27 protein-coding genes are annotated in these 25,430 nt (G+C 64.9%); 21 read left to right on the top strand and 6 right to left on the bottom strand.

The annotated features are described in order from the left end of the window. The first annotated feature begins 6 nt into the window (after positions 1 to 6). The 14 genes from AC5RUQ_RS00935 to AC5RUQ_RS00870 all read left to right on the top strand — a co-directional run bounded on the left by AC5RUQ_RS00935 (position 7) and on the right by AC5RUQ_RS00870 (position 15,909). Positions 7 to 1,356, top strand: a complete 1,350-nt coding sequence (locus tag AC5RUQ_RS00935; RefSeq protein ID WP_493945549.1) for a sensor histidine kinase — start codon at positions 7 to 9, stop codon at positions 1,354 to 1,356. Beyond that, on the top strand, positions 1,353 to 2,045 hold the full coding sequence (locus AC5RUQ_RS00930) for a response regulator (protein WP_493945548.1): 693 nt from the start codon (positions 1,353 to 1,355) through the stop codon (positions 2,043 to 2,045). Before AC5RUQ_RS00935 ends, AC5RUQ_RS00930 begins: the two co-directional genes overlap by 4 nt. 58 nt (positions 2,046 to 2,103) lie before the next feature. After that, positions 2,104 to 2,988, top strand: coding sequence for an intradiol ring-cleavage dioxygenase (locus AC5RUQ_RS00925; RefSeq protein ID WP_493945547.1), 885 nt, complete (start codon positions 2,104 to 2,106; stop codon positions 2,986 to 2,988). 10 nt (positions 2,989 to 2,998) lie between these two features. After that, the gene (locus AC5RUQ_RS00920) at positions 2,999 to 4,321 is read left to right on the top strand and encodes a M18 family aminopeptidase (protein ID WP_493945546.1); all 1,323 of its coding nucleotides are present in this window, start codon (positions 2,999 to 3,001) and stop codon (positions 4,319 to 4,321) included. 460 nt (positions 4,322 to 4,781) lie between these two features. Beyond that, positions 4,782 to 5,639 carry a glycosyltransferase family 2 protein gene (locus tag AC5RUQ_RS00915; RefSeq protein ID WP_256247218.1) on the top strand — a complete coding sequence of 286 codons (858 nt, stop codon included), beginning with the start codon at positions 4,782 to 4,784 and terminating at the stop codon, positions 5,637 to 5,639. Between the two features lies 1 nt (position 5,640). Then, positions 5,641 to 6,636, top strand: a complete 996-nt coding sequence (locus tag AC5RUQ_RS00910) for a glycosyltransferase (protein WP_493945545.1) — start codon at positions 5,641 to 5,643, stop codon at positions 6,634 to 6,636. Positions 6,637 to 6,938: 302 nt separating this feature from the next. Continuing rightward, entirely contained in the window at positions 6,939 to 9,215 is a 2,277-nt protein-coding gene (locus AC5RUQ_RS00905) for a CBM96 family carbohydrate-binding protein (RefSeq protein WP_493946370.1), read from the top strand. A gap of 107 nt (positions 9,216 to 9,322) precedes the next feature. After that, positions 9,323 to 10,423: a hypothetical protein gene (locus AC5RUQ_RS00900; protein WP_493945544.1), complete on the top strand. Its 1,101-nt coding sequence runs from the start codon at positions 9,323 to 9,325 to the stop codon at positions 10,421 to 10,423. 13 nt (positions 10,424 to 10,436) lie between these two features. After that, entirely contained in the window at positions 10,437 to 11,249 is an 813-nt protein-coding gene (locus tag AC5RUQ_RS00895) for a glycosyltransferase (RefSeq protein WP_493945543.1), read from the top strand. Continuing rightward, a complete protein-coding gene (locus AC5RUQ_RS00890; RefSeq protein ID WP_493945542.1) occupies positions 11,246 to 12,529 on the top strand; it encodes a lipopolysaccharide biosynthesis protein in 1,284 nt (427 codons plus the stop codon). The genes AC5RUQ_RS00895 and AC5RUQ_RS00890 overlap by 4 nt, the downstream gene beginning before the upstream one ends. Further along, entirely contained in the window at positions 12,526 to 14,304 is a 1,779-nt protein-coding gene (locus tag AC5RUQ_RS00885; RefSeq protein WP_493945541.1) for a glycosyltransferase, read from the top strand. Before AC5RUQ_RS00890 ends, AC5RUQ_RS00885 begins: the two co-directional genes overlap by 4 nt. A 26-nt stretch (positions 14,305 to 14,330) precedes the next feature. Then, positions 14,331 to 14,639 carry a hypothetical protein gene (locus tag AC5RUQ_RS00880; protein ID WP_493945540.1) on the top strand — a complete coding sequence of 103 codons (309 nt, stop codon included), beginning with the start codon at positions 14,331 to 14,333 and terminating at the stop codon, positions 14,637 to 14,639. Continuing rightward, the gene (locus tag AC5RUQ_RS00875; protein ID WP_493945538.1) at positions 14,636 to 14,860 is read left to right on the top strand and encodes a hypothetical protein; all 225 of its coding nucleotides are present in this window, start codon (positions 14,636 to 14,638) and stop codon (positions 14,858 to 14,860) included. The genes AC5RUQ_RS00880 and AC5RUQ_RS00875 overlap by 4 nt, the downstream gene beginning before the upstream one ends. Next, positions 14,857 to 15,909: a hypothetical protein gene (locus tag AC5RUQ_RS00870; RefSeq protein ID WP_493945537.1), complete on the top strand. Its 1,053-nt coding sequence runs from the start codon at positions 14,857 to 14,859 to the stop codon at positions 15,907 to 15,909. The genes AC5RUQ_RS00875 and AC5RUQ_RS00870 overlap by 4 nt, the downstream gene beginning before the upstream one ends. A 102-nt stretch (positions 15,910 to 16,011) precedes the next feature. Here the strand turns inward: AC5RUQ_RS00870 and AC5RUQ_RS00865 are convergent, their stop codons facing one another. The 3 genes from AC5RUQ_RS00865 to AC5RUQ_RS00855 form a co-directional block, all read right to left on the bottom strand. Further along, on the bottom strand, positions 16,012 to 16,671 hold the full coding sequence (locus tag AC5RUQ_RS00865; protein WP_493945536.1) for an acetyltransferase: 660 nt from the start codon (positions 16,669 to 16,671) through the stop codon (positions 16,012 to 16,014). Beyond that, positions 16,668 to 16,802 carry a hypothetical protein gene (locus AC5RUQ_RS00860; protein ID WP_493945535.1) on the bottom strand — a complete coding sequence of 45 codons (135 nt, stop codon included), beginning with the start codon at positions 16,800 to 16,802 and terminating at the stop codon, positions 16,668 to 16,670. Before AC5RUQ_RS00860 ends, AC5RUQ_RS00865 begins: the two co-directional genes overlap by 4 nt. Before the next feature lie 176 nt (positions 16,803 to 16,978). Then, positions 16,979 to 19,672, bottom strand: a complete 2,694-nt coding sequence (locus AC5RUQ_RS00855; RefSeq protein WP_493945533.1) for a helix-turn-helix transcriptional regulator — start codon at positions 19,670 to 19,672, stop codon at positions 16,979 to 16,981. Between the two features lie 484 nt (positions 19,673 to 20,156). On the opposite strand from AC5RUQ_RS00855, the gene rpsF reads away from it, so the two are divergent. From rpsF to rplI, 4 genes are all read left to right on the top strand, one after another. Continuing rightward, positions 20,157 to 20,462 carry a 30S ribosomal protein S6 gene (rpsF, locus tag AC5RUQ_RS00850; RefSeq protein WP_015939036.1) on the top strand — a complete coding sequence of 102 codons (306 nt, stop codon included), beginning with the start codon at positions 20,157 to 20,159 and terminating at the stop codon, positions 20,460 to 20,462. 73 nt (positions 20,463 to 20,535) lie between these two features. Continuing rightward, a complete protein-coding gene (locus tag AC5RUQ_RS00845) occupies positions 20,536 to 21,114 on the top strand; it encodes a single-stranded DNA-binding protein (protein ID WP_163165048.1) in 579 nt (192 codons plus the stop codon). A 125-nt stretch (positions 21,115 to 21,239) separates the two neighbouring features. Further along, positions 21,240 to 21,479: a 30S ribosomal protein S18 gene (gene rpsR, locus AC5RUQ_RS00840; protein WP_003800144.1), complete on the top strand. Its 240-nt coding sequence runs from the start codon at positions 21,240 to 21,242 to the stop codon at positions 21,477 to 21,479. A gap of 17 nt (positions 21,480 to 21,496) precedes the next feature. Continuing rightward, positions 21,497 to 21,949, top strand: a complete 453-nt coding sequence (gene rplI, locus AC5RUQ_RS00835) for a 50S ribosomal protein L9 (protein ID WP_461173125.1) — start codon at positions 21,497 to 21,499, stop codon at positions 21,947 to 21,949. A gap of 73 nt (positions 21,950 to 22,022) precedes the next feature. Here rplI and AC5RUQ_RS00830 read toward each other — a convergent pair whose 3' ends face one another. After that, positions 22,023 to 22,445, bottom strand: a complete 423-nt coding sequence (locus AC5RUQ_RS00830; protein WP_493945531.1) for a DUF1801 domain-containing protein — start codon at positions 22,443 to 22,445, stop codon at positions 22,023 to 22,025. Positions 22,446 to 22,503: 58 nt separating this feature from the next. Here AC5RUQ_RS00830 and AC5RUQ_RS00825 point away from each other — a divergent pair, with 58 nt between their 5' ends. The 3 genes from AC5RUQ_RS00825 to AC5RUQ_RS00815 all read left to right on the top strand — a co-directional run bounded on the left by AC5RUQ_RS00825 (position 22,504) and on the right by AC5RUQ_RS00815 (position 24,457). After that, the gene (locus AC5RUQ_RS00825; RefSeq protein ID WP_493945530.1) at positions 22,504 to 23,355 is read left to right on the top strand and encodes a PhzF family phenazine biosynthesis protein; all 852 of its coding nucleotides are present in this window, start codon (positions 22,504 to 22,506) and stop codon (positions 23,353 to 23,355) included. Positions 23,356 to 23,449: 94 nt separating this feature from the next. After that, complete coding sequence (locus AC5RUQ_RS00820; protein WP_493946369.1) at positions 23,450 to 24,076, top strand: FMN reductase; 627 nt, start codon at positions 23,450 to 23,452, stop codon at positions 24,074 to 24,076. Positions 24,077 to 24,121: 45 nt separating this feature from the next. Beyond that, complete coding sequence (locus AC5RUQ_RS00815; RefSeq protein WP_493945529.1) at positions 24,122 to 24,457, top strand: TFIIB-type zinc ribbon-containing protein; 336 nt, start codon at positions 24,122 to 24,124, stop codon at positions 24,455 to 24,457. A gap of 53 nt (positions 24,458 to 24,510) precedes the next feature. Here the strand turns inward: AC5RUQ_RS00815 and AC5RUQ_RS00810 are convergent, their stop codons facing one another. Together AC5RUQ_RS00810 and AC5RUQ_RS00805 are read right to left on the bottom strand one after the other, a co-directional pair. Next, positions 24,511 to 25,083, bottom strand: coding sequence for a hypothetical protein (locus AC5RUQ_RS00810; protein ID WP_493945528.1), 573 nt, complete (start codon positions 25,081 to 25,083; stop codon positions 24,511 to 24,513). A gap of 3 nt (positions 25,084 to 25,086) precedes the next feature. Continuing rightward, positions 25,087 to 25,365, bottom strand: a complete 279-nt coding sequence (locus AC5RUQ_RS00805) for a hypothetical protein (RefSeq protein WP_493945527.1) — start codon at positions 25,363 to 25,365, stop codon at positions 25,087 to 25,089. Positions 25,366 to 25,430: the final 65 nt, after the last annotated feature.

The following is a 25,430-nucleotide window of genomic DNA, read 5'->3' as shown; positions in this document are numbered from 1 at the left end:
GCGACCATGACCGAAACGGCAGAAGGAAGGGACGCGCCGGCCGGACAGGCCGACGCGTCCTTTGCCGAGCTCACGGCCAGGCGCCGGGGGCGCATCCGCCGTTACCTGCACCGGCACCCCCTTGTGATGGACGCCGTGGTGGCCGCCAGCTACAGCCTGCTGGTGGCGCCCACAGTTGCGGACGCCGTCCGGTCCGGCAACTGGCCCGCCATCGCCCTGCTGGTGGCGGTGGCCGGTGCGTTGTTCCTCCGCCGTTTCCACCCGGTGGGCCTTGTTGCCTTTGTGGCAGTGGCGGAGGTGGCCGTGACGCTGCTGCACCCGTGGGGCTCCAATGTGTCGGCTGGCCTCTGGTTCTCGCTGTATGGCGTGGCAGTGGCCCACACCCGCCGCTTTGCGCTCATCACCATGGCGGTGGCCACGGCGCCGCTGGCCCTCCTTTACCTGCTGGCCGCCGTCGGGCCGATGGAGAACTCCTTCGTCCACGACACCGGAGTCAACCCCGGCGACTTCCACCTGCTGACCAGCATCGCCACCGGGGCGACCATCACGCTGTCCAATTTCATCGCCACAGGCATTGGCATCTCCGTCCGGCAGGGGCGGGAACACGAACTGGAAGTTGCCGCGTGGGCAGCGCGGACCGCCCGGCTGGCGTCGGTGAACGAACGAAACCGCATCGCCCGGGAGATGCACGACGTCGTGGCCCACTCGCTGACGGTGATGATCAGTCTGTCGGACGGCGCCGCCGTCGTGGTCCGGAAAAGTCCCGAGCGCGCCAGCGAGGTGCTGGGTGAACTGTCCCGGACAGGCCGGACGGCCCTCGCCGACATGCGGCGGGTCCTGGGTGTCCTCCGCGACGATGCGGGAGCAGCGGCCCCGCTGCCGCTCGCTTCGGGAGACACCCTGTCCAAGCTGCTGGAGGGGTTCCGCACCGCGGGCTTGCCCCTGCACTACTCCCACACCGGGCCGGCGCTGCCCGACGACGCCTCCTTCCAGCTCACCGTCTACCGGATTGTCCAGGAATCACTGACAAATGTGCTCCGTTACGGCCGTTCGCTGGGACGGGTAGACGTCGCGATTATCCGCACGGGTTCAACGGTCACCATTGACGTGCTCGACGACGGGGCAGGACTTCCAGGGCGGCCCGCCCCTGGCGACGGCGCGGCCCCCGCCCCGGGGCACGGCTCCTACGGCACCGGCCAGGGAATCACGGGAATGGCTGAGCGGGCCCGGATCTACGCCGGCACAGTAGAGGCCGGCCGCAGCGGACGGGGCTGGCGGGTGCACGCCGTTCTTACCTGGCCTGGCGATGATGTTTCCGAATCCCTCCGTCCCTACGAACTCCAAGGCAAAGCATGACCAATAATCCGGCCGTAACCGTCCTGCTGGTGGATGACCAGCCGCTGCTTCGCATGGGCTTCCGGCTCATCCTCGAGGGCGAGGATGACCTGCGGATCGTGGGCGAAGCGTCAAACGGTTCCGAGGCCGTCCGCCAGGTCCGGGAACTGAACCCCGATGTGGTACTGATGGACGTGCGGATGCCCTTGCTGGACGGCATCGAGGCGACGCGTGCCATCACGGAATCCGGGGCCTGCGCCAGGATCATCATCCTGACCACCTTCGATGTGGACGAGTATGCCTTCGCGGGCCTCCAGGCAGGCGCGTCCGCGTTCCTGCTGAAGGACGCCGCGCCGTCGGAACTGATCAACGCCGTACGGCTGGTGGCCAGCGGTGACGCCGTCGTGGCGCCCAGGATCACCCAGCGGTTGCTGGAGACCTATGTCCGCGGTGCCGCCAAGCCCGCACCGGCGGCTCCTGCGCCCGATCCGCTCCTGGCCGACCTGACGCCCAGGGAGACGGAAATGCTGCAGGCAATGGCCGAGGGCCTCTCCAATGCGGAGATCGCCCACCGGTACTTCCTGTCAGAGGCCACGGTTAAGACGCACGTCCGGCGCATCCTCACCAAGCTCCACCTCCGCGACCGCGTCCAAGCAGTGGTCTATGCGTACGAAACCGGGTTGGTGGTTCCCAGCAACCCGGACTACTGACGCACGCGTCCCCCAGGAAACCCTATGCAGGCTATGGGCAGGGCGGTTGGATGGTTCCATGAGCAATCGCCTCCCCCACCCGAACCACGACCGCGGCCTCGAATTCGACCTTTCGACCATCATGAGCCGCCGGTCACTGGGTATGATCCTCGGCGCGGGCGGTGCCGCCGCTGCCTTGGCTGCCTGCACTCCTGGCGGGCCGACGCCCAACGCCAGTCCTTCGACGTCGTCCGCCGGCCCGGCAACTGCTGCTGCGGGCGGCGCTGCTGCACCAGCGTCGCCGTCATCAACCCTGACCCGGGCCATTGCCGAGTGCGGCGTTGAAATTCCGCGGGAAACCTCCGGGCCATTTCCGGCTGACGGCTCGAACGGGCCCAACCTGCTGGAAGCCTCGGGCGTAGTGCGGCGGGACATCGCGTCCAGCTTCGGGACCGGGACCGCCAGGGCCGAGGGGGTACCGCTGACCTTCACCCTGACACTGCTGGACAACGCGAACGGGTGCGTCCCGCTGGCCGGCGCGGCCGTCTATGCGTGGCACTGCGACCGGGAAGGCAGGTATTCAATGTACGACCCGGAACTAGCCAACGAGAACTATCTGCGCGGCGTCCAGGAAGCGGACGCAAACGGCCGGGCCACCTTCACGTCGATTTTCCCCGGCGCCTATTCCGGACGCTGGCCGCACATCCACTTCGAGGTGTTCGAGTCCATGAACAATGCGACGGCGGCAGGGCAGGTGCTGGCCGTTTCGCAGATTGCGCTCACCAAGGCGTCCTGCGACGACGTTTACGCCTCTCCGGGCTACGAGACGAGCAGGCGGAATATGGGCCGCACCACGCTGCAGTCGGACAGTGTGTTCAGGAACGACGGCGGCATCTATCAGCTCGCCACCATGACCGGATCAGCTGCGGCAGGCTACACGGCGGGGCTGAACGTCACCCTCTAGACTCGGGAGCATGCCTTCTTCATCCTCCGCTGCAGACCACATCCAGGACCTTGGCGACTACGTCAGCGCATCGCCGTCGAGCTTCCATGCCGTGCACGAAGCCGGCCGCCGGCTGCTGGACGCCGGGTTTGTCCGGCTGGATGAGTTGGAGCCCTGGGAGGGCGGCGCCGGTTCATTCTTCATCATCCGCGACGGCGCGCTGATCGCCTGGGTGGTCCCCGGGGGCGCCGGACCCACCACCGGATTCAACATCCTGGGGGCGCACACTGACTCCCCCTCCTTCAAGCTCAAGCCCAAGCCCACCATCGGTGCGCACGGCTGGCTGCAGGCAGGCGTAGAGGTGTACGGGGGGCCGCTGCTGAACTCCTGGCTGGACCGTGAGCTGCAGCTGGCCGGGCGGCTGGTCATGCTGGACGGTACCGAGCACCTCACGGCCACCGGCCCCATGCTCCGGTTCCCGCAGCTGGCCATCCACCTGGACCGCACCGTGAACGATGGCCTCACACTGGACAAGCAACGGCACATGAATCCTGTATGGGGGCTCGGCAACGCCGGGGATTCTGACCTGCTTGCGGTGCTGGCTTCCCATGTTCCCGGCGCTTCCGTGGACCCTGCCCGGATTGGCGGGTACGACGTCGTCATTGCAGACACACAGGCACCTGCGGTTTTCGGGGGCAACGGGGAGTTCTTCGCGTCCGGGCGCCTGGATAACCTTTCGGCCACCCACGCAGGGCTGGTGGCGCTGATTGCGCATGCTTCATCTGTTGGTGGTGGCGCCGCCGGCGGGCCGATCGCCGTACTTGCCGCCTTCGATCACGAGGAGATTGGCTCCAACTCCCGCTCCGGGGCCTGCGGGCCCATCCTCGAGGATGTGCTGGTGCGCATCTCGGACGGCCTCGGTGCCACGGTGAGCCAACGGCGGCAGGCGCTGGCGGCGTCGTTCTGTGTTTCCGCCGACGCCGGGCACGCTGTCCACCCCAACTACGCCGAGCGGCACGACCCCGCCAACCGCCCTGTACTCAACGGCGGCCCGCTGCTGAAGATCAACGCCAACCAGCGCTATGCCACGGACGCCAACGGGGCAGCTTTTTGGGCCCGGCTTTCCGGTGAAGCCGGGGTGCCGTACCAGGAGTTTGTTTCAAACAACGCGATCCCCTGCGGCTCCACCATTGGTCCGCTGACTGCGACGCGCCTTGGGATCAGGACGGTGGACGTGGGTGTTCCGTTGCTTTCCATGCATTCTGCCAGGGAGCTGTGCGGGGTGGAGGACCCGCGGCGTCTGGCAGCCGTGACGGAGCTGTTCTTCCGGACGGCGGCTAACGGGTCAGCGTAACCGGTTCTCCCCGCAGGTAAGCCAGCGGACGTAGCTTTCGTATTCATCGCTGTTCCTACTGGGGAATTGAACGATACGCCTGGAGTTCAGCGAGCCGTAGACCCAAAATGCAAAACAATAGACCGGCGCCAAATACTTCGCAATACAACCCCTGTACCTATTTCCCCGGAACGCGTGAAACCCCCTATACCTAATCATCGGATGGGGCGATAACCCTATACCTAAGTACTTGCCTGCACAGTAACCCCGCTACTTACGTAGGGCCAGGGGATTCTGCGGCGAAAAGGGAGTACAGGCTACTCGTGACACCCCCAGGGGCGGACCGTAGGCTCTTTTGACACGGGCAGAGTCAACGGCTGAAGAGCTGGGGCCACAGACTAGACCGAGACCGACAAGCGCTAGTGTCGCGCATTCATAAGAGCGACGTTGTCTCCTATTCGGTAATTGTCATGAAGTGGTGATGCATTTGTCTATTTCCACCCAGCTCCCAGTCTCCTTGTCCGAGCCGACTATCTCGTCACCAAGAGCGTCAGTCAGCGTGGTTATTCCAACCCTGAATGAAGCAATGAACCTTCCCTGGGTCATTCGCCGCATGCCCTCCTACGTGGACGAGGTTGTGATCGTGGATGGGCGTTCCCACGATCACACCGTCGACGTTGCCCGTGCACTGCGCGTCGACGTTGTTGTGGTGGACGAGCAGCGCAAGGGCAAGGGCGTCGCACTCCGGGCAGGGTTCGCTGCAGCCTCTGGAGACATCATCGTCATGCTGGACGCTGACGGAAGCATGGACCCCCAGGAGATCGGGTGGTTTGTCTCCCCGCTCCAGCACGACTACGACTTCGTGAAAGGGTCCCGTTACGTCACGGGAGGCGGATCCGAAGACCTGACCTGGCTGCGGAGCGCCGGCAACCGCGCGTTTACGTGGATGGCCAATACTGTATTGCGCAGCAACTACTCCGACCTCTGTTACGGATATATAGCCTTCCGCAAGGAATGCCTGGAGGTTCTACAGCTGGAATCAGACGGGTTCGAGATTGAGACCGAGCTGATTGTCCGCGCAGCCAGGGCGGGCCTTCGCATTGCCGAGGTACCCAGCATTGAGCTCGACCGCATTTCCGGAGCCTCGAATCTGCAGACGTTCCGTGACGGGTGGCGGGTCCTGGGGACGCTCGCACGCGAATGCATGCTTTGGGAAGCGCCGACTGCCGGAGCCCGCCCCGAGGCCCTCCGGCGAGTGAAGTATGCATACGAAAACGTCAGGTTTCCACGTACACCTACTGATCCCCAGAGCCTTCTTTCCGTAGTTCAAGGACTTTGAAATGCGCACACATACTGAACCTCCCACCGTTTCCGTGGTCATTTGCTGCTACACGATGGCACGCTGGGACAGGTTGCTGGACGTCATTGGTTCCGTCCGTGCCCAGACCGTTGTCCCACACGAGGTCTTTGTGGTTGTCGACCACAACCAGGATCTCTATAAGCGCCTCATCGCCACTGTTGATGACGTGAGGCTTGTGGAGAGCAGCGGTGCCCCGGGGCTCTCCGGGGCCAGGAACACGGGAGTGGGCCTCTGTACCTCCGATGTCGTGGCCTTCCTCGATGACGACGCCGAGGCGGCTCCCGATTGGCTGGAACGGCTGATCACCTACTACGACGATCCCGATGTACTGGCTGTGGGCGGTCGCGTTGAACCGGTCTGGGAAGCCGGCCGTCCCTCCTACTTCGGCGAGGAGCTGGACTGGATCGTCGGCTGCAGCTACAGGGGATTGCCCAAGGTGGCCTCCGAGGTCAGGAACGTCATCGGTGCGAATATGTCCTTCCGGCTGGAAGTGCTCCGTCAGGTCGGCGGCTTCAATTTGGACCTTGGACGCCAAGGGACAAAGCCCCTCGGCTGTGAAGAGACGGAGATCTGCATACGTTCGAGGATGGGCACACCGGGGTCACGCATCGTGTACGAACCCGCCGCCCTGGTACACCATCACGTTCCGGCCCAGAGGGGAACGTTCCGCTACATGTTGGCCAGGTCCTGGTCCGAAGGGATATCCAAGGCCCAGGTCAGCCAGGTCGTAGGCCACAAACGGGCATTGGGCCCCGAACGCCGCTATGTCCGCAGCGTCCTGCCACGCGCCGTTGTTTCCGGAATTTACGACTGGAGCAGAAACCGCGACCGGGGAGGACTTGGGCGGGCAGGGGCGGTGGTTTCGGTTTTGGCCGTCACAGCCGCAGGTTATGTGCGAGGCCGGCGCTTGGCCCACGTCCCGCCGCTTCCGGGGAGCACAGCTCCCGTGGATGCTGCCTGGCGGGAAGTCCAGTGAGTAAACGTACGAAGGAGCTGCTACGGGCCGCCGACGCCGCGGTCCCCGGAGCTGATTCCGGGTATGGAGAGTGATCGATTGCCGGACCGGCCGGGGGCACGGTGGAGCGGCACTGTCAGAAGTTTTCAGTTTGAAAAGGTCGGGGAATGAACATGAATAACCAGATTGCGCGCGAGGGTACAGCTCCGCGCGGTTTCGTCGCCGGAGATGGTCTCCGTTCACACGGGTCGCGGAAGCTGCGGCCACACTCACTGCTGGCAGCACTGCTGACGGCAGTGCTGCTTGCCGTGGGTGTTGTTGTGATGGTGCCTGCGGCATCGGCTGCCACGGGTGATGTTGGGGTCGAGGGCCCGTCGCATACCGGGACGGGGACGCCGACGGGCACGAAGCGGTCAACGAGTGGGCTGTGGTTCAATGACGGGTCCTGGTGGGGGAACCTGTGGGACACGGCCAGCTCGGATTTCCATATCTTCCGCTTCAACGCCGCGACGAACACGTGGGTTGATACACGTGTGGCGACGGATACGCGGGCTAACACCCACCATGACGTGCTGTGGGACGGGAAGACGTTGTATGTGGCCAGCTATCGGTTCGTCAACGACGGCGTGCCCGCTGAGCCCAACTACCCTACGACAATGCGGCGTTACAGCTACGACTCGGCTGCAAAGACGTACAGGCTGCTGGGTTCTGCCAACATCAACAACCACCGCGTCGAGGCCCTGACCATCGATAAGGACTCGACTGGTCGGCTGTGGGCCACGTGGCAGCAGGGGAACCGGATTTATCTGAACGTCACTGGCACGGACGGCACGACGTGGGGGACGCCGTTCACGCATCCTGCGTCATTGAGCAACGTGTCTGTGGACGACACCTCGGCTGTGATCGCGTTCGGTGGGAACAAGATGGGCGTGATGTGGAGCCGGCAAGTGGGTGACTCCACGGACGGCATGTACTGGAGCTACCACGTCGACGGAGCAGCGAGCAACGCCTGGACCACCCCGGTAGCGGCAGTATCGGGCCAGCGCAGCGGTGACGACCACATGAACCTGAAGTGGCTGGACTCCTCGGGCGGAAGGGTTTTCGCCGCTATCAAGACGTCCTTCACGTCGTCGTCCCAGCCGCTGATCCAGCTGTTGGCATTGAACGCTACGACGTCGGCCTGGTCGGCGCACACGATCGCGACTGTGGCCGAGTGCCCGAACCGGGTGGTTGTCCTGATTGATGAGAGCACGCAGATGTTGCGTACCTTCGCTACCTATCCGAAGACGAGTGGCACGGGCATCACGAACGCCGGTGTCTGCACCAGCTCGGGAGGCGCGATCTACGAAAAATCCACGCCGCTGAACAACATCAGCTTCACCACTGCGAAGACGGCCCGCATTGTGGACGCCGACCAGTATGTCCACAACGCGACGTCGACGAAGCAGAACCTCAACAATTCGACGGGCACGGCCAACAGCGGTTTGCTGTTGCTCGCGGATGTGAACGCCACCAGCAGGTACTGGCACTTCTACGACCCCAAGGGCGGCGGCGGTGGTGGTGACACGACGGCTCCGAATACGACGATCTCGTCGGGACCACCTGCGACATCGACGTCGACCAGTGCCTCTTTTACATTCACCTCGAGTGAAGCGAATTCGACGTTCCAGTGCAGCCTGGATGGTGCTGCCCGTGCGGCGTGCACCTCGCCCCAGAACTACACCGGGCTGTCGGTCGGATCCCACACGTTCAACGTCTGGGCCACGGACGCAGCCGGCAACGCCGACACGACACCAGCGACCCAGACCTGGAGCGTCAGCTCCGGCGGCGGTGATACGACACCTCCGGATACAACGATCACGTCGGGACCATCTGAGGCATCGACGTCGACGTCGACCAGCGCCTCCTTTGGATTCACCTCGACTGAGGCTGGTTCGACGTTCCAGTGCAGCCTGGATAGTGCAGCGTACGTGGCGTGCACCTCGCCCCGGGATTACACAGGGTTGTCGGTCGGAGCCCACACATTCAGCGTCCGGGCCATCGACGCAACCGGTAACACCGATGTCACACCAGCGACGCGGACCTGGAGCGTCAGTTCCGCCGGCGGCACGTCGACGACCGTCACGCTCACTGCCACCGCTGACAGCTACGTCTCGGCAGGGGCGGTGACAGTGAACAATGGCACCAGTACCATGCTGGGCGTAGACGCCAGCACCGAGGAGATCACGTACTTGAAGTTCAACCTGCAGGCTTATGCAGGCAGAACGTTGCAGGGCGCAGTGTTGCAGCTGCGCAGCGCCGGGAGCGGGTCCACGGGTACGCAGAACGTCAAGCTGGTTGCTATTGACAGCTGGACCGAGACCGGCATCACCTACAGCAACAAGCCCGCGCTCGGCACCAGCATTCTCGGCACGCTCGGGCCAACAGCAACCAACACCAACTACAACGTTTCACTGAACGCCAACGCCTTGATGGGTGAGCTCGGCCAGGAACTCTCTCTTGGTATGGACTCCAGCAGCAGCGACGGCGTGGACCTTAATTCCAAGGAGGCCAGCAGTGGCATATACGCACCCAAGCTGGTACTCACGCTGGCGAACTAGCCGGACGCCGTCGACACGACCGACACCCGTCCACACGAGCAACCATCCGTCCGACACATCTACCAGCAACACCATCTAACAGGCACCACTAAAACAGGGGACAAACAATGCACAAGCAGACCGAAACCAACACCAAGGCACTGCACTTCGACATCCATGGCCGCATCACGCTCCGCGTTGACGCAGCGGCGCCGTCAGCGCCGCAGCTCCGAAGCATGTTGGCGTGTTTCGCTACCGACACCGAACGGCCGGCCGATATCACGGTGGATGACCAACTGGAGCCAATGCCGGATGCCGGTCTGCTTGAGCACGAGCTCGCGTACACGGAAAACAGCGTGCGCTTCCAGGCCGAGCGGCTCCAGGTCGTGAGGGACGGAAACCAGTGGCGCATCCACGGCCCGGGCGAGCTGTTGACCTCCGTGGTCCCTGTTCTGGATGCCGCCATGGTCGCTCGAGGAGCGGGGATGATCCACGCGGCAACCATGGCGTACCGGGGGCACGCGATCGCGCTTCCGGCCGCCGGGGGGACCGGTAAGACGAGCACCGCCGCCAAGCTGATGCGGCGCGAAGGGTGGTCGTTCATGGGTGATGACTGGGCCTTCCTCGCCGAGGACGCCACGTTGCTCGGTTACGCGAAGCCGATGTTCATCAAGCCGCACCACCGGGCCATCTACCCGCACCTGTTTGAAGGTGTCCGGAAGCCCCTCGTCCCGCCGCAGCTCTCGAAGAGCGTCGGCCGCCTCACCACGGTGGTGCATCCCTACGTCATCCGTTACCCGCGCCTCGCGGACTTCTCCCGGCGGTGGTCGCCGGAGCACCGCATGGTTGATGCTGCGAAGGCGTTTCCGGGTCGCGAAGTGACCACCACGGCCCCGCTCGCGGCGGCCATCTACATTGAGCGCTACGAGGGCTCCCGGTCCCGGATTGTCGAGCGGACAACCGATTGGATGGTGGACCGGATGCTCGGCAACTTCCACATCGAGATGGCTGGCTTCTCGCAGCATGTGGTGACAGGCCTGGCCGCCACGTCCGTCGTCCCATGGCGTGAGCACTTCGCCGCGAAAGGGGTAGTGCTGAGCAAAGCCCTCGACGGGCGGCCCTGCCACCTGCTGCAGGTGCCTGCCGCGTACAGCGCGGACGAGGCGTCGGACGACATCGTCCGGTATCTCGAGGAGCTGCTGCCGTCGGTCCTCGACGAGCAGATCTGAGGGGGTGGACAGAGTGGGTCCAAGCCCTTCCGAGATCACCGCGGTTGTTCCGGCCCGCAACGCGGAGCTCATGCTCCCGCGCTGCCTGGAAGCCCTGCGCCAGTCCGGCGTCGCCGAGATCATCCTGGTGGACGGATGCTCTACCGACAGGACCGTCGAAATCGCCCTCGCGGCCGGTGCCAGGATCCTGAGTGACGAGGGCCGTGGCCTGCCGTGGGCCCGAACGCTCGGGGTGCAGAACAGCAACACCCGTTGGGTCCTGCTCGTTGATTCCGACGTCGTGTTCGGGCCAACGGGGGTCGCAGACCTGCTCTCGGAGCTGGTCGAAGGCGGCTACGACGCACTCCAGGCCGGTCTGGAGAGTGTCGCCGGACCCGGCTACTGGGGGCAGGCGCTCGCACACCACCACCGCACCGGCCGCAGCCGCAACTGGTTCGGGCTCGTGGCGACGGTCGTCGACCGGGAGCTCATGCTGGGTGTCGGTTTCGACGACAAGTTCAAGTCGGGGGAGGACATCGAGCTGCGTTGGCGGATGCGGCAGGCAGGGCTGCGAACCGGCGTGTCACAACGGGTCGTTGTCGAACACCGCTTCGCGGCGGATGACTTCGACTTTGCGCTCGACCAGTTCCTTATGGACGGAACAGGACTGGGACGGATGATCCGCAAGCACGGCTGGCGAGGTGCGAGGTTGGCGCTGCTGCCCGCCGCCGCGGCAGTCCGCGGCAGCGCCCTAAGCCTCGCCTCCGGCCAGCCCCGGTGGCTGCGCTACTACCTCGCTTTCTGCTGGTACAACTATGCGGGCCTGAGAAAAGGTCTCGCGTCATGAGTGCCGAGGTTGGGACCGCCGTCACGGACCCCTCAACCGTTCGGCACTCCGCCTTGCGCAGTTCCCTTGGCCTCATCGTTGGCAAGGGTGCCCAGATTGGCTGGGGTTTTGCCTTCTGGGTCGTGGCGGCGCGTGCGACGTCAGACCGTGAAGTCGGGCTCACCATGGCCGCAGTTGCGGCAGTGATGATCTGCACGCAGCTCGCAGTGCTGGGTGCCGGGTCGGCCGTAATTGTTGCCGTGGGGCGGGGAGAGCCGCCCGCTCGGGTGCTGGATGCGGCGTTCGCCATCGTGGGGGTAGCCGGCACCGTGCTGGCCGTCGGCTACCTCGTGCTGCAGTCGGCTGTGGCGCCGGACACGGCGTCGGCCTCGGTTCTCTTCTGGCTTACATTCCTTGCGGCTGCCGTCACCGGCACCCTGGTGATCGTCCTGGACCAGGCGCTCGTGGCGTTGGGCCGCGGTGCCAGCGCTAGCTTGCGGTACGCGTTGGGCGGCGGGGTTTCACTCGGGGCGGCAGCGCTCGTGGCCTGGCAGGCGCACGGCGCCTCCGCCGACGTGGTGATGGCCTGCTGGACCCTCGGGAATACGGTGGCGTGCGTCGTCGGCGTGGTCCAGCTGCGAAAACTGATTGGCTACCGGCCGCGACCATCCCTGCGCTCGGCTCGCGGCCGTCCACTGCTGGCGGTGGGTATCCCGTACCAGCTCCTCACCCTCACGGAGCGCGCCCCCGGGCTGGTGCTGCCGCTCCTGCTCGCCCACACGGTGGCACCGGAGACCGCTGCCTACTGGTATCCCGCATGGATGATGGCCTGGGCAGCCTACTCCGCTCCGATGCTGATGGGCATCGTCCAGTTTTCCGAGGGTGTCCGCGACCCGCACCGCCTGGTGTCCACAACCTGGGCGAGTCTTCGTTGGTCGCTCGCCGTAGGAGGCCTGGCCGCAGTCGTCCTCGTCCTCCTCGCTCACCCGCTGCTTAGTCTGCTGGGCGAGCGGTACGCCGACGCATCCGCTGACGCGCTGCGGTGGTTGGCGGCCGGACTGCTGCCGTACGCGGTGCTGCAGGCCTACAACGCCGTGTGCCGGGCTCTCGGCCGCTACACGGAGCCGATCGTGGTCGGCGTGACGATCGGAGTCGCCCTCTGCGTTTCAGCGCTGTGGGTCGCCGAAACAGGCCCCGGTGCTATGGCCCAAGCGTGGCTGGTGGTGCTGTCCATTGGGGCCGTTGCGGTCGGCCTACGGTTAGTCGCCGTTCTCCGGCGCATCACCAAGGAGTCAAGATGACCACCACAATTGATGCACCCAGCAGTATCCAGGCCCGCTGGAAGCCCCGTGACGTGGGGTGCGCACTGGCGGGAGTAGTGTCACTGGTGCTTACCGTATGGGCCGCGTCCACGGTGGCACTACCCGTGAACAGCGATCTGGGGCTCGCCGCCGTCCTGCCCTACCCGTTCTGGGTGGGGCTTCTGGTCCTGAACGTCGCCTTTGTAGTGGCGCTGCGCGGAGATTCCGCGGGCCCGGCAAGCCGCCCGGTTATGTTGTGGCTGGTGCTGGTGCTGGTCCTCGTGCTCTTTGGGACCGCATCCTTCGTGACGGACATACCGCGGGGTGAGGTCGCGTTCCGCCATCTCGGCATTGCGGACGCACTCACGCGCACCGAAGGGGTTAACCCGGACATCGATGCCTACTTCAACTGGCCGGGTTTCTTCGCCCTCCTGGCGACGGTGCTTAAGGCGACCGGTCTGGACCCGGTGACCGTTGCCCTATGGGCGCCGGTGCTCAACATGGGTCTATGGCTCGCTGCCCTGAGTGTCCTGACGGGTTACCTGACCCGCGATGCGCGGCGGCGCTGGCTCGTGCTCTGGATCTTCTGCCTCGGCAACTGGCAGGACCAGGACTACCTGTCTCCCCAGGCCTTTGGCTTCTTCCTGTACCTCGTTGTGATCGCGCTGGTCCTCGGCCCGCTGGCCGCGCGGACACCCAAGTTCCTCGGCTTCGGACGCGCCGACCTGGTGGAGTGGTGGCGAGGGCGGTCACCCGCCGAGCACCGGCCGGGGCACCGGGTGACCGCCCTCGCGGTGACCCTCCTGCTGATCACGGTCATCTGCGCCAGCCATCAACTGACGCCGTTCCTGGTGCTCATTACCGTCACCGCCCTCACCTTGAGCGGACGTGTCTGGCCCAGCCGGCTGCCCCTGATCATCGGGGTCGTGCTGGCGCTTTGGCTCGTCTACCCCGCAAGCGCATACCTCGCCGGTAACCCACCCCTGGCGGAAGGAGGACTGCTGGCCGCAATCGACGCCAATGTCGTCGACCGCGTGAGCGGAACTGCGGGCCACGTGCTCGTGGTGCAGGTCCGGGTCCTTCTCACCCTCGTGCTGTGGGCGCTTGCCACGGCAGGGGCCGTGCGCGACTGGCGCAGGGGGCGTCTCGACATCCGGGTGGTCCTCCTTGCCCTCACCCCGCTGCTGCTCTTCCCCGTCCAGTTGTACGGCGGGGAGATGCTCATCCGCGTCTCGCTGTTCGCGCTGCCCTTCATCGCCCTGCAGGCGTGCTCAGTCCTGCTCCCCGCGGACGGCAGCACACGCCCCTCCTCCCGCGCCGCGGGTGGCCTTGCGCTCACGTGCCTCCTGTTGGCCGGGATGACCGTGACAGGCAGGTTCGGGAACGCCCAGTATGACGTCTTCACCGACAATGAGATCGCCGCCGTCGCCGCTGCACAGCGCCTCGCGCCCCCCGGTTCAATGATGATCTCAGCGTCCACCCCGACGCCGTGGCGCAGCGAGGCATACCTCGAACACCGGTACCGGACGATCGACTTCATGTGCAAGTCCGACTTGTCGACGCCGACGTGCGGACCGCTCGTCTACAAAAACGCCAAGGACAACGCTGCCGGTGCCGTCGTGTTGCTCACGCGCTCGTCGGAAGCGAGCCTCGTAGTCCGGGGCGTCAGCAACGAGGGTAGTTTCGATGAACTGGAAGCGTGGTTGACCGCGCAGGAAGGTGTGGAGCTCGTGTTCAGCAACGTTGATGCACGCGTTTACCGGGTGACGCCATGAGCGCCGCCATCAGCCGGCCCACCGCGGTGGTCGTTGCTGCGGCCGTCGTGCTGTCGCTCGTGACGCTCATCGGGCTTCCGACACCGCTGCAGGCGGTCGCAGCGATAGCCGTCCTCGTCGTGCTTCCAGGGCAGGCACTGGCCCGACTCACGCCGGTTACCGACTTCGCGCTCAGCGCGTTGCTGGTCCTGGCGCTTGGCCTCGCCGCCCTCACGACGGTGTCCACGGCGATGTTCTACCTCGCTGTGTGGTCGTGGCAGGCATGCATTGTCGCGATGGGCGTCATCACCATCCTCGCGTGCGTAGCACGCGCACGCCAGGAGGCCGTGTCATGATCGATCTGTCGGCAATAATCGGGACGGCCGCGCTGGTCGTCACCCTCGCCCTGCTCGTTACCCTTGTCGGGCTTGAGGTCCGACGCGTTGGACCGGAAGCCGGGCAACCCACGACACGACCAACGCTACTCGGCAGGACAGTGAGCCGCAGGGTCGTAGCCGTCATGTGGATAGTGTCCCTGCTCTTCTTCCTGCCGCGCGTGTTGGAACTGCTCGCGTGAGCCGCCCGGCCCGCTGGTGGCTCCTCAGCGACCTGCACCTGGGTGTGTCCGACGTCGACCCCCGGCGTCCCGGCACAGTGCTGCCCGATTTCCTGCACCGCGAGGTGCTCGCAGCCTCCGGTCTGCAGCAGCACGTCGTCTTTGTCGGTGACACGTTCGAGTTGGCAGGGTTCGACGAGGACGAGAGCCTGGCCCGGCTTGAGTCCATCCTGGTCCGGCATCCCGACACGTACCGTGCGCTGCAGGCATGTGCAGCGCACGGAGTGCAGCTGCACTTCGTGTGCGGCAACCACGACGTGGAGCTGGCCCGGCCGGCGGTAGCAGCAAGACTGTCCGCTCTCCTGTCACCCGCCGAGACAACACGGGTCAGGGTGCACCCGTGGTTCCTGCACGTGCCCCACGTACTCGTGGCGGAGCACGGGCACCAGCACCACGCGCTGCACCGGATTCCCGAGGTACTCCGCGCGGCAGTCAATGGCACTGACGAGCTGGACCTGCCACCTCTCGCAGCCTGGCACGCTCATCCGTCCAGGTCGCGCCTGAGCCGCGCCGGGGCCGTTGCCCGGGCCTGCCTGGCATCTGAGCGGGCGGAACGCCGCGTCCGGGAGCCCGGGTACGGTGAGCTGCTGCAGACCGAATCACTGCGGCTCGCGCTCGATGAAGTGGCCGTTCGGGACCTGGCGCGCCTGTCCAGGTTCCGAACGGTGTCGGCGCTCCCGCGCACCGCCACTCGCATGGTTCTTGCGGCCGCCGGACGTACAACCTCCGGGGACAAGGCTCCTGCTGCAGCGGGCCGGTTCGTACGTACCCTTGAGACACACGGGTCCGGGGTGGCCTGGTACGTCTCAGCCCACACCCACCGGGCCCTTGAGTCGGCGCTCGAGGGTGGCTCCGCCCGGTACATCAACACCGGTACGTGGAGTTCGGACGTCCGCGGCCGAGGACCGGACCAGTCGGACAGGCGGGCGTTCCCGTACGCCCTGGTCGATGTGGCCGCCGACGGCGCCACTAGCGGCGGGCTGCGGTTCTGGCGTCCGGACGGCAGCTGAGCCGGCACCGGGTCAGCGCACGGGCGGGGCGGCGGACTCTGTGCGCGCCTAGAGAAATGCCGACGTGCGCCAGAGTCTGTCGCCCGAAGTGCGCAGTGGCGCTCATCGTCCGTTAGCGAACCCAAACGCGTCCCGGTCGATTTCATGGGCAGGGACGCCCGCCCAGGTCTCGCCGTCGGGCACGTTGCTGAGGACGGCGGCGCCCATGCCGACGGTTGCGTAGGCTCCGACCGATGTCCGTTCCCTGACGCTGGAGTTCATCCCGAGGTAGGCCGCCCGCCCGATCCGGACGCCGCCGCCCAGCGAGACGCCGGCGGCGAACGTGGCGAAGTCCGCCACGTCGTCGTCGTGCGAGAAGGTCACCGAGGGCATGGCCACTACATGGCTTCCCAAGGTGACTGACGCAGTCAGGGTAACGTTCCGCAGCAGGATGCTGCCGCGGCCGATCCTGCACCCCTCGGGCGGCTGCACGGAGGGGTCAACTGCCGTGGCGTAGCGGGCCTCGTGCAGGCCCATGGCTGTCAGCCGCTCCACCACTGCTTCCCTTGACCTTCCGGAGGCGATGCATACGAGCACAAACGCGTGCGTGTACTTGCGGGCATCATCGATGGTTCCCAGGACCGGCGCGCCGTCCACCGTGACGCCCGCCATCTCCTTGTCGTCATCGAGCAGGCCCACGACGTCGTACTGGCCGCTGCTGCGCACCATCGCCAGGACCTCGCGGGCAAGGCCGCTCGCGGTGATAAGGATGAGCTCGCTCACGCCTGCGCACCGGCGATGTACTCTGCCGCCGTCTCCCGGATAGGGCCCAGGCCAACTGGTTGTGCAGCAACGCACGCAACGGGCCAGCCAAAGGCTGCGCGGTGGGACCGGGCAAGTGATATTCCTGCCATGACTACCCCTTCCCGGCGTGGCCCGCTCTTGTGCTGTGACCTGATACAAAAATAGCCCTTCGAAGGCGGCTATAGCGGGGAAAGGCAGGGCCTCTGTGGGTACCGGAAGGGAAGACTGTGGAAACTGCGGCTACCTGCAATGGCCCGGTTTGCCTGGCCTTCGGCTCGGGCTTTGCCTAAAGGACGGGCAGGACGTAGGGCTCCCGGGACGCGGCTTCCTTACCTGCTGCCAGTGCCGTCAGCTGGGCACGCGATTCCACACCCAGCTTGCGGTAGATCGCCGTGAGGCGCACTTCCACGGTCCGGACGGACACATAGAGCGTGGCGGCGATTTCCTTGTTCCGCATCCCTCGGGCCACCATTTTTGCCAGTGCCCGTTCGTGGTCGGCGAGCATCAGCATGGCGGGGTTGCCAGGGACGCGGACGGGTTCCACCCGCTCGTCAAGCAGCAGGGAATCCACGTGCTGGGTCCAGGCATCGGCTCCGGCTTCGTCGAACATCACTTTCGCACGCAGCAGCCCTTCCCGGGCTTCGCGCAGCCGGCCAAACGCACCCAGCCGCTCCGCGTAGCAGAGTGTTGTCCGGGCCCGCTCCAGGAGAGACTCGCGGCCGATCCTGCCCTCCAGCGCCTGGCTGAACAGCTGCAGGGACTGTTCGCCGTCGGCCAGCATCGCCCGGCTGCGGGCAATAGCCGACATGAGCCATGGTGAGCGCAGGCCCACGGAACGTCCTTCCAGGCGGAAGAGCACTTCCGTCGCTTCCCTGTGCCGTCCCAGACGGACCAGGACTTCCACCAGGTCCGCCTCGCATCGCAGCAGGGCGGGGTTTCGGAAGGCCATGCCGATCTCAGCAGCCCGGGACAACTGCGCGAATGACTCCGCAAGATTGCCGCGCATGAGGGCAAAATGGCCCTGGCAGGCGGCCAGTTGGGCGGTCATGGCCGGGTGGCTTTCGGCGCCAAAGGAGTGCTGTGCCTCTGCCAGATAAACACGTGCCAGTGCCTCATCACCCAAAGCGTTCGCCCGCCACACCCGGAAGATGTGCCGCATCCCGCGATGGTATTTGGTCTCCGGCTCAGAGAGTTCCAGGTCTTCAATAAGTTTGATTGCCGTTCGGACATTGCCGGCGCGGATCTCGTTGTCCACCGCAAGGAAGTTCGCCGTCTCCCGCCAGTTGATGTTGCCCGCCTCAACGGAGTTCCGGACCATGGTGAACGCCTCCTGGGCGAGTTCATGGTGTTCGGCATAGCTCAGGGAGCGGCCCTGGACCAGGAGCGCCGCCACCATGTCACGCCGGCCGGCCCCATGCTTACGGCCGGCGTGTTCTGTGTTTCCGCCGATAACCTCGATCAGCTGCTGGGCGCGCCCTGCAACCGCCAAGCACTCCACGGACGCGGAATCCCGGAACTTCTCGATGTACTGCAGCAGGTTGACTGCGTCCTCCAGTTCCCAGCGCTCGGCGTAGTAGAGGGAACCCATGGCCAGCAGGTTTGAGGCGAACACGGGGTCGTGCTGGCCGAATTCCCTGACCAGGCGCAACACCATGCTTGAGCGCACCGCGGCCCCTTGGATGAACTGGATCTCGAAGGCAAGTCCGGTCAGGCGAAGGATCAGGGCAGGGTTGCCCGTCACCCGTTGTGCCCAGGCCAGGTAGCGCTTGGCATAGACAAACTCGGCCCTGTTGAACAGAAGTTCGGCCACAGCAGTGAGGCGGGCGGCAGCCTCGGGCTCCCAAGGGTTGATGGTGAGGGCACGTTCGATGTATTCGACGGCGAAGGCGATTTCCCCGCTGCGGATAAGGTCAACGGCAAACCCGAGGAGGCCGAACGGCGTCTGCCGCTCCAACGCGGTAAAGCTCAGGTGCCACCGCCGGGCATAGGGGTCAGTGGGGTCGGCGGCTTCGGCCATGGCACGGTGGTTGGCGGTCCGCACTGCCGGTGTCATGGCCGCGAAGACGTAGCCGCGGAGCAGCTGGTCCTGGATCCGAAGGTGCGCTCCGGTCCTGCTGACCATGCCGGTGGCCAGGAGTTCGTCGATCCCGGGCCACAGCTGGCTGTACACCTTTTCCAAAGTCGCGATGTCGCTCCGGCAGGACAACGAGAGGAGATCCAGGACGTGGCGTGCATCCTGGCTCAGCCCGCCAACGGTCGCGGCGAACTCGAATTCGAAGCTGCCCTTGCAGGGCAAAGGCACCGGAAGGGCATATTTCCCTTCGGCCTGCCGTTCAAGCAGGCAGGTGTAGAGCTCGACGGCGGCGAGCGGGTTGCCCCGGGTTGCGGCGGCAACCACATGGGCGGCCGCGGTCGCGGCCTGCCGAGCCGGGATTGACTCGAGCATCCGTACGGTGTCGTTGTAGCTCAGTGGCCTGAGTAGAAGGGTCGGCAGGCTTGCGAACGTGCTGTCAGGGGTTTCTTCGCGCACGCTGATGAAAAGCGCCATGTCGGTTCGGGAAAGGCGGCGCGCCAGGAATCCGATCACCGCCTGGCTGCTGGGGTCCAGCCGGTCAGCGTCGTCCACGACAATCACCGTGCGGGAGGACGAGCGCTGGTGCAGTGCGTTGAGGAGCATGGTGGAGACCGTGGGAATGTCCATGGTGCCGGTGGAATCGCGGAGCAAGTCGTCCGCGAAGCGGTTAAGGACGGGATCGTCGATTCCGTCCAGGAGCGCTGTAAGACCGGAGAGCGGCCAATCTGACTCTGATGCGCTTGCCCGCAGGAAGACAGTCCGGTAGTCGGAAAGCCTGGGAATCTCGGACAGCAGGGAGGATTTTCCTACACCTCGCTGGCCGACGACCCTCAGTGCGGACTCGTTGGGCCCCCGGATCACGGCAAGGATCCGGTCCAGCTCCTTGCTTCGGCCTATTAACGACATGTGGTCCCCATCCATCGAAGAAGGAGACCTGTATTCCTTTGTACTGTCCAAATCCGCCTATTTGGGACGCCAGCCGAATGCACGTCCAGCGGACCAAATGTCTGTCCGCTTGTCGCATCCAGCACGGTACCCAGCCGATGGTTGCCAATATAACCCTGATCCATAATCCGCACCAGAGAGATCCGGGCCTTCAAGTACTCATATTTGGTGATGCCCATGCTGGGTGGGATGGCCGCCCCGAGTCCGGATACCAGCGCGAGCGGCAAGTTTTCCACATAGGCGCAGCAGTGGTTTCCGCGCCGCTGCCGGACGCTTAGCTTGGAGTCAAGCGCGAATCGCCTATCCGGTCCAAATGCACTAAGATATTGAAGTCTGTGCTGCGTCCTGCCTCCGTTCCGGCGGTGGGGCATTGCATGGCATCGCAAATGAACCTCCTGTTACGGAAATGCCGTAACCGCTTAGCCCAAAGGAGGTGGGTTCACATATGCGTCCTTACGAATTGATGGTAATCATCGACCCCGAGGTCGAAGAGCGTACCGTTGAGCCGTCGCTTCAGAAGTTCCTGAACGTCATCACGAACGATGGTGGAACCATCGAAAAGGTTGACATCTGGGGCCGTCGCCGGCTGGCTTACGACATCAAGAAGAAGTCCGAAGGTATCTACGCCGTGGTGAACTTCACCGCCAAGCCGGAAACCGCCAAGGAACTTGACCGCCAGCTGTCTCTTAACGAGACCATCATGCGCACCAAGATCACCCGCCCCGAAGAGCAGAAGGTTGTTGCTGAGTAATTTCAGCCCAATTTTCATTCTTTACCCCGCAGGAAACGCACTCTTCACCCAGGATCGAACAAGGAGGCAGTAGATGGCAGGCGAGACCACCATTACGGTCATCGGTAATCTCACCAATGACCCGGAATTGCGGTTCACACCGTCCGGTTCAGCAGTAGCGAACTTCACCATCGCTTCCACCCCCCGCACCTTTGACCGCCAGTCCAACGAGTGGAAGGACGGGGAAACCCTGTTCCTCCGCGCCGCTGTCTGGCGTGAAGCGGCCGAGAATGTCGCCGAGTCCCTCACCAAGGGCATGCGCGTGATTGTTACCGGGCGCCTGAAGAGCCGTTCCTACGAAACCAAAGAAGGCGAAAAGCGCACCGTTATCGAGCTCGAGGTCGATGAAATCGGCCCGAGCCTGCGCTACGCCAATGCCAAGGTCAACCGCACCCAGCGCTCCGGCGCTGGGGGTGCTCAGGGTGGCTTCGGCGGCGGCAACAGCGGCGGTGGCTTCGGAGGCGGCGCTCCTGGTGGAAACCAGGGCGGCAACTCCGGTGGAGGCTGGGGCGGCGGCAACCAGCAGGCTGCACAGGACGATCCTTGGGCAACGCCCGGTGTCTCCAATGCAGGCGGCTGGGGCAACGGCCCCGATTCCGAACCTCCCTTCTAACAACCAATTAAGGCCCGACGACGGGACACCGGAACTGCCGCAAGGCACCAAGGTGATTGCCGCCGTCGGACCACCACCATCCCGTGGATCAATATCCACGGGCTCCCTAGAATAGGAGCTCCACGATGGCTAAGGCTGAACTCCGTAAGCCCAAACCAAAGTCCAACCCCTTGAAGGCCGCTGACATCACTGTCATCGACTACAAGGACGTAGCATTGCTGCGCAAGTTCATCTCCGACCGCGGAAAGATCCGCGCCCGTCGCGTCACTGGCGTCACGGTGCAGGAACAGCGCAAGATCGCACAGGCAATCAAGAACGCCCGCGAAGTTGCCCTGCTGCCTTACTCCGGCGCTGGCCGCGGCTAAGGAAGGGATTAACTAACATGGCAAAGCTCATTCTGACCCACGAAGTAACCGGTCTCGGTGCTGCTGGCGATGTTGTAGAGGTCAAGGACGGTTACGCACGTAACTACCTGCTCCCCCGCAACTTCGCCCTGACCTGGTCGAAGGGTGGCGAGAAGCAGGTTGAGTCCATCAAGACTGCCCGCGCCGCCCGCGAGCACGCTTCCCTGGAAGATGCTCAGAAGCAGGCCGCTGCACTCTCCGCCAAGCCGGTCAAGCTCGTTGTCAAGGCTGGTGAGACCGGACGCCTGTTCGGCACCGTCAAGCAGGCCGACGTAGCTGACGCTGTTGAGGCCGCTGGCCTTGGCCGCATCGACAAGCGCAAGGTTGAACTGCCGGCACACATCAAGTCGGTTGGTTCCTACCAGGCCAACGTCCGTCTGCACGACGATGTTGCTGCTGTCATCGAACTCGACGTAGTGGCAGGTAAGTAGTCTCCTGACTGCGCAAGGACCCCCGTCGCCGGATTCCGGTGGTGGGGGTCTTTTCGTGCCCTCCCGCTTCCGCTTACGGGCTGTGAAGCTCCGCCATCACGTGGTGGTAACCCGTCCGCACCATCTCGGCGAGCACGTCGCGGTCGACGTCCTGCAGCTTGCTGATGTAGAGGCAGGACACCCCCGTCCTATGCTTGCCCAGGGCCGGGAGCAGCCGCTCGGCGTCCGGGCCGTAGGTCAGTCCGTAGAGGGCGAGGTTGGTCTTGCGCGGAGAAAAACCCACGGCAGCGGCATCGCCTTCCCGTCCGCTGGCGTACCGGTAGTGGTAACTGCCGAAACCAACGATGCCCGGTCCCCACATCACCGCTTCCTGCCCGGTGATGCTGCCCATTAGTTCGAGCAGCTCGAAGCTGTCGGCACGGCGGCCAGGGTGCTCCACCGACGCCAGGAACTCATCTACGGGCACCGCGGTGGGCTGGGTCTTGTTCTCTGCCATGGTCGTAGTGTCGCAGACCGGACCACCGCCGGCCAGCACCCGGTGATAATCTGCACCGGTGACCTCACCCTCCCCACGCAGCCGCCCCTTCCAGCAGGTGGATGTCTTCTCCCGTGAGCCGTACCGCGGCAACCCGCTCGCCGTCGTCGTTGACGCCGAGGGACTGTCCGCGGAACAGATGCAGCAGTTCGCCAACTGGACCAACCTCTCCGAAACGACGTTCCTTCTGCCCCCTACAGATCCCCGCGCCGACTACCGGGTGCGGATATTCACGGGCAGCGAGGAGTTTCCGTTCGCGGGGCATCCGACACTTGGTTCGGCGCACACCTGGCTGGAGTCCGGGGGCGTGCCAAAGTCAGACGGCTTTGTGGTGCAGGAGTGCGGTGCCGGTTTGGTGAAGGTGAAGCACGACGCCGGCCGGCTGGCCTTCGCGGCCCCGCCGCTCACCCGCTTCGGCCCGGTGGAGGACATCATTCGGCGGCAGCTGGCAGCCGGCCTGCGGCTTCCCGAGTCCCGGATTCTTGATGCGTCATGGCTGGTTAACGGTCCGGAATGGATCGGCGTCCTGCTCGAATCTGCCGAGCAGGTGCTGGCCGTCCAGCCGGATTTCGCGGCGATGGGCGGGTTGAAGGTGGGAATCGTCGGAGCCCACGAACCCGGAGCCGATGCCGACTTTGAGGTGCGGACTTTCCTCCCCGGTGATGCCATCATGGAGGACCCCGTTACCGGCAGTTTCAACGCCGGAGTGGCGCAGTGGCTGATGAGCAGCAACAGAGCCCCGGTCGAGTACGTGGCCGCGCAGGGAACCGTCCTCGGGCGGGCCGGTCGCCTTCACATCAAGGCTGAGGACGCCGACATCTGGGTAGGCGGACATTCGACCACATGCATTCGGGGATCAGTGGTGCTGTAGAACCGGAATACGGGAATATCTGGAGAGCTCCCCCGGTTCAGAGGATAGATGCATACGCATGTATGATGGAATGAACGAGCAACAGGAGAATGCCATGGACACCCGCCGCATCACAGTCCTTTCCGCCGGACTCGGCGTACCGTCCTCGAGCCGCCTGCTGGCGGACCAGCTTGCCGCCTCTGCTGAGCGGCAACTTCGCGCGGCAGGATTCAGTGCCCGGATTGACGTCGTGGAGCTTCGCGACCTTGCTGTGGACATCGCCAACAACTTTGTCACCGGCTACGCGGCCCCCCGCCTCGCCGAAGTGATTGGAGGCGTGGAAGCCTCAGACGGGATCATCGCGGTGACGCCGGTCTTCAGTGCCTCCTACAGCGGGCTGTTCAAGTCGTTCATCGACGTCCTGGACCCCAAGTCACTGGACGGCAAAGCTGTCCTGTTGGGTGCCACCGGCGGAACGGACCGCCACCAGATGGTCCTGGACTACGCCCTGCGGCCGTTGTTCAGCTACCTCCGTACGCGGACGGCAGCCACTGGAGTCTTCGCCGGCCCCCAGGACTGGGGCACGACGGACGACGGCGGCTCAGGCCTTGCGGAGCGCATCAACCGGGCCGCCGGCGAATTTACGCGCCTGCTTGAAGGACCGCAGCCGGGGCGGAAGCCTGCCCCGATGGAGTCCCTGCCCTTTGAGCAGCTGCTGGCAGGCATCTCCGGATCACGGTAAGCCGGCCGCGCCGAACTTTCGGGCGGCGCGGGACGTTGTGTGGGCATGAAATGTCCTGTGGATTCAGTGGAACTGTTGATGACCGAGCGCAGCGGGGTTGAGATCGACTACTGCCCCCAATGCCGGGGGGTGTGGCTGGACCGCGGCGAACTGGACAAAATCCTGGACCGGGCGGCGGATTCCGTGCCTGGCCCTGCACCGGCACGCCCGGCCCCCGCGCCCGCGGCAGCGCCCCCGCCGCTGTATCCCAATTTCGAACCGCGCAGGGAACAGCGCGGCTACGACGACCGCAGGTACGGCAAGCAGGACTACGACCGGGACCCTGACCGGCGGCGCCATAAGAAGAAGGAAGGCTGGCTGGGAGAGATGTTCGACTTCTAGGCCTGGCCCACACAGGACGCCAGGCCACGCCGGGAAAGCCGGCGCCCCGTACGTCAGTCGTCCAGTAGTTCGATGAATTCCCTTGCCTGCTTCATCGTGATGTCGGAGTGCCGGGTCAGCGCGGTGGCAGCAGCTTCCGTGTCCCCGCTGCGGGCCAGCGTGCGGATCCTTCCGTAGATCTCGTCATTGAGCATGTTGCTGCTGACTTCCCGGGTCACATCGCCTTTGCTGGCAATTGCTCGGTAGCGGTAGGGGAAGCGCTGCGGCTCCTCGTCCTCGTCGTCTTCAACGGGGGCAGGGGGAGCCTCTGTTCCCCGGTAGGGCTGTGGGTGGGCTGCCAGGGCCCCGACGGCGTCACGGGACGCCCGGAGGCCCTCTCCTGTGGCCTCGTAGTACAGCTTGATGGCCGCCATAGCCTGGCCCTGCGCGATCAAGGCATAAAGCCTGCGGTGTTCCTCTTCGGAAAGTTTGGCGGCGGCCGCGCGCGCCAGTTCGGCGGGGGTAACGGCAGGTTCCGCCGGTTCGGCGCTGCGGGCGGCCTTCCGCCTGCTGATGGCGCGGGCAGCCAGGGTTACTCCGGCAATAACTGCCAGGAGGATAAGGACAGGGGCCACGAGCGATTCCATTGTCTAAAGCCGTTCTATGTGCTTCCTGGCAGCAGCCAGATCTGATTGCTTTGCCTGGGCAGTGTTCTGGCTGGGCATCGTATTCCGTTCGAGCCGGGCGCGGGCGGCGGTGGCAGCCTCGACCTGGGCTGCGTAATGCTGTGCCGAACGCTCCGCCAGGTCGCGCTGGTATTTTTCGGCGTCGGACATCCCCGAGTCGCGCGGGCTCAGGGCGGTGAAAAGACCCCAAATGAGCGCCACCAAAACAATCGCAGGCAACAGCATCAGCAGTAGTTCGCCCATGCATAGAGCTTATGCCAGATCCGGGTTATCCACAGCAATATTCAGCATGGTGCATAAAGGCGGGC

Source organism: Arthrobacter sp. MDT2-3 (assembly GCF_059090465.1).
The sequence above is the reverse complement of the archived record's forward strand: the minus strand, read 5'-3'. Positions and strand labels throughout refer to the sequence as shown.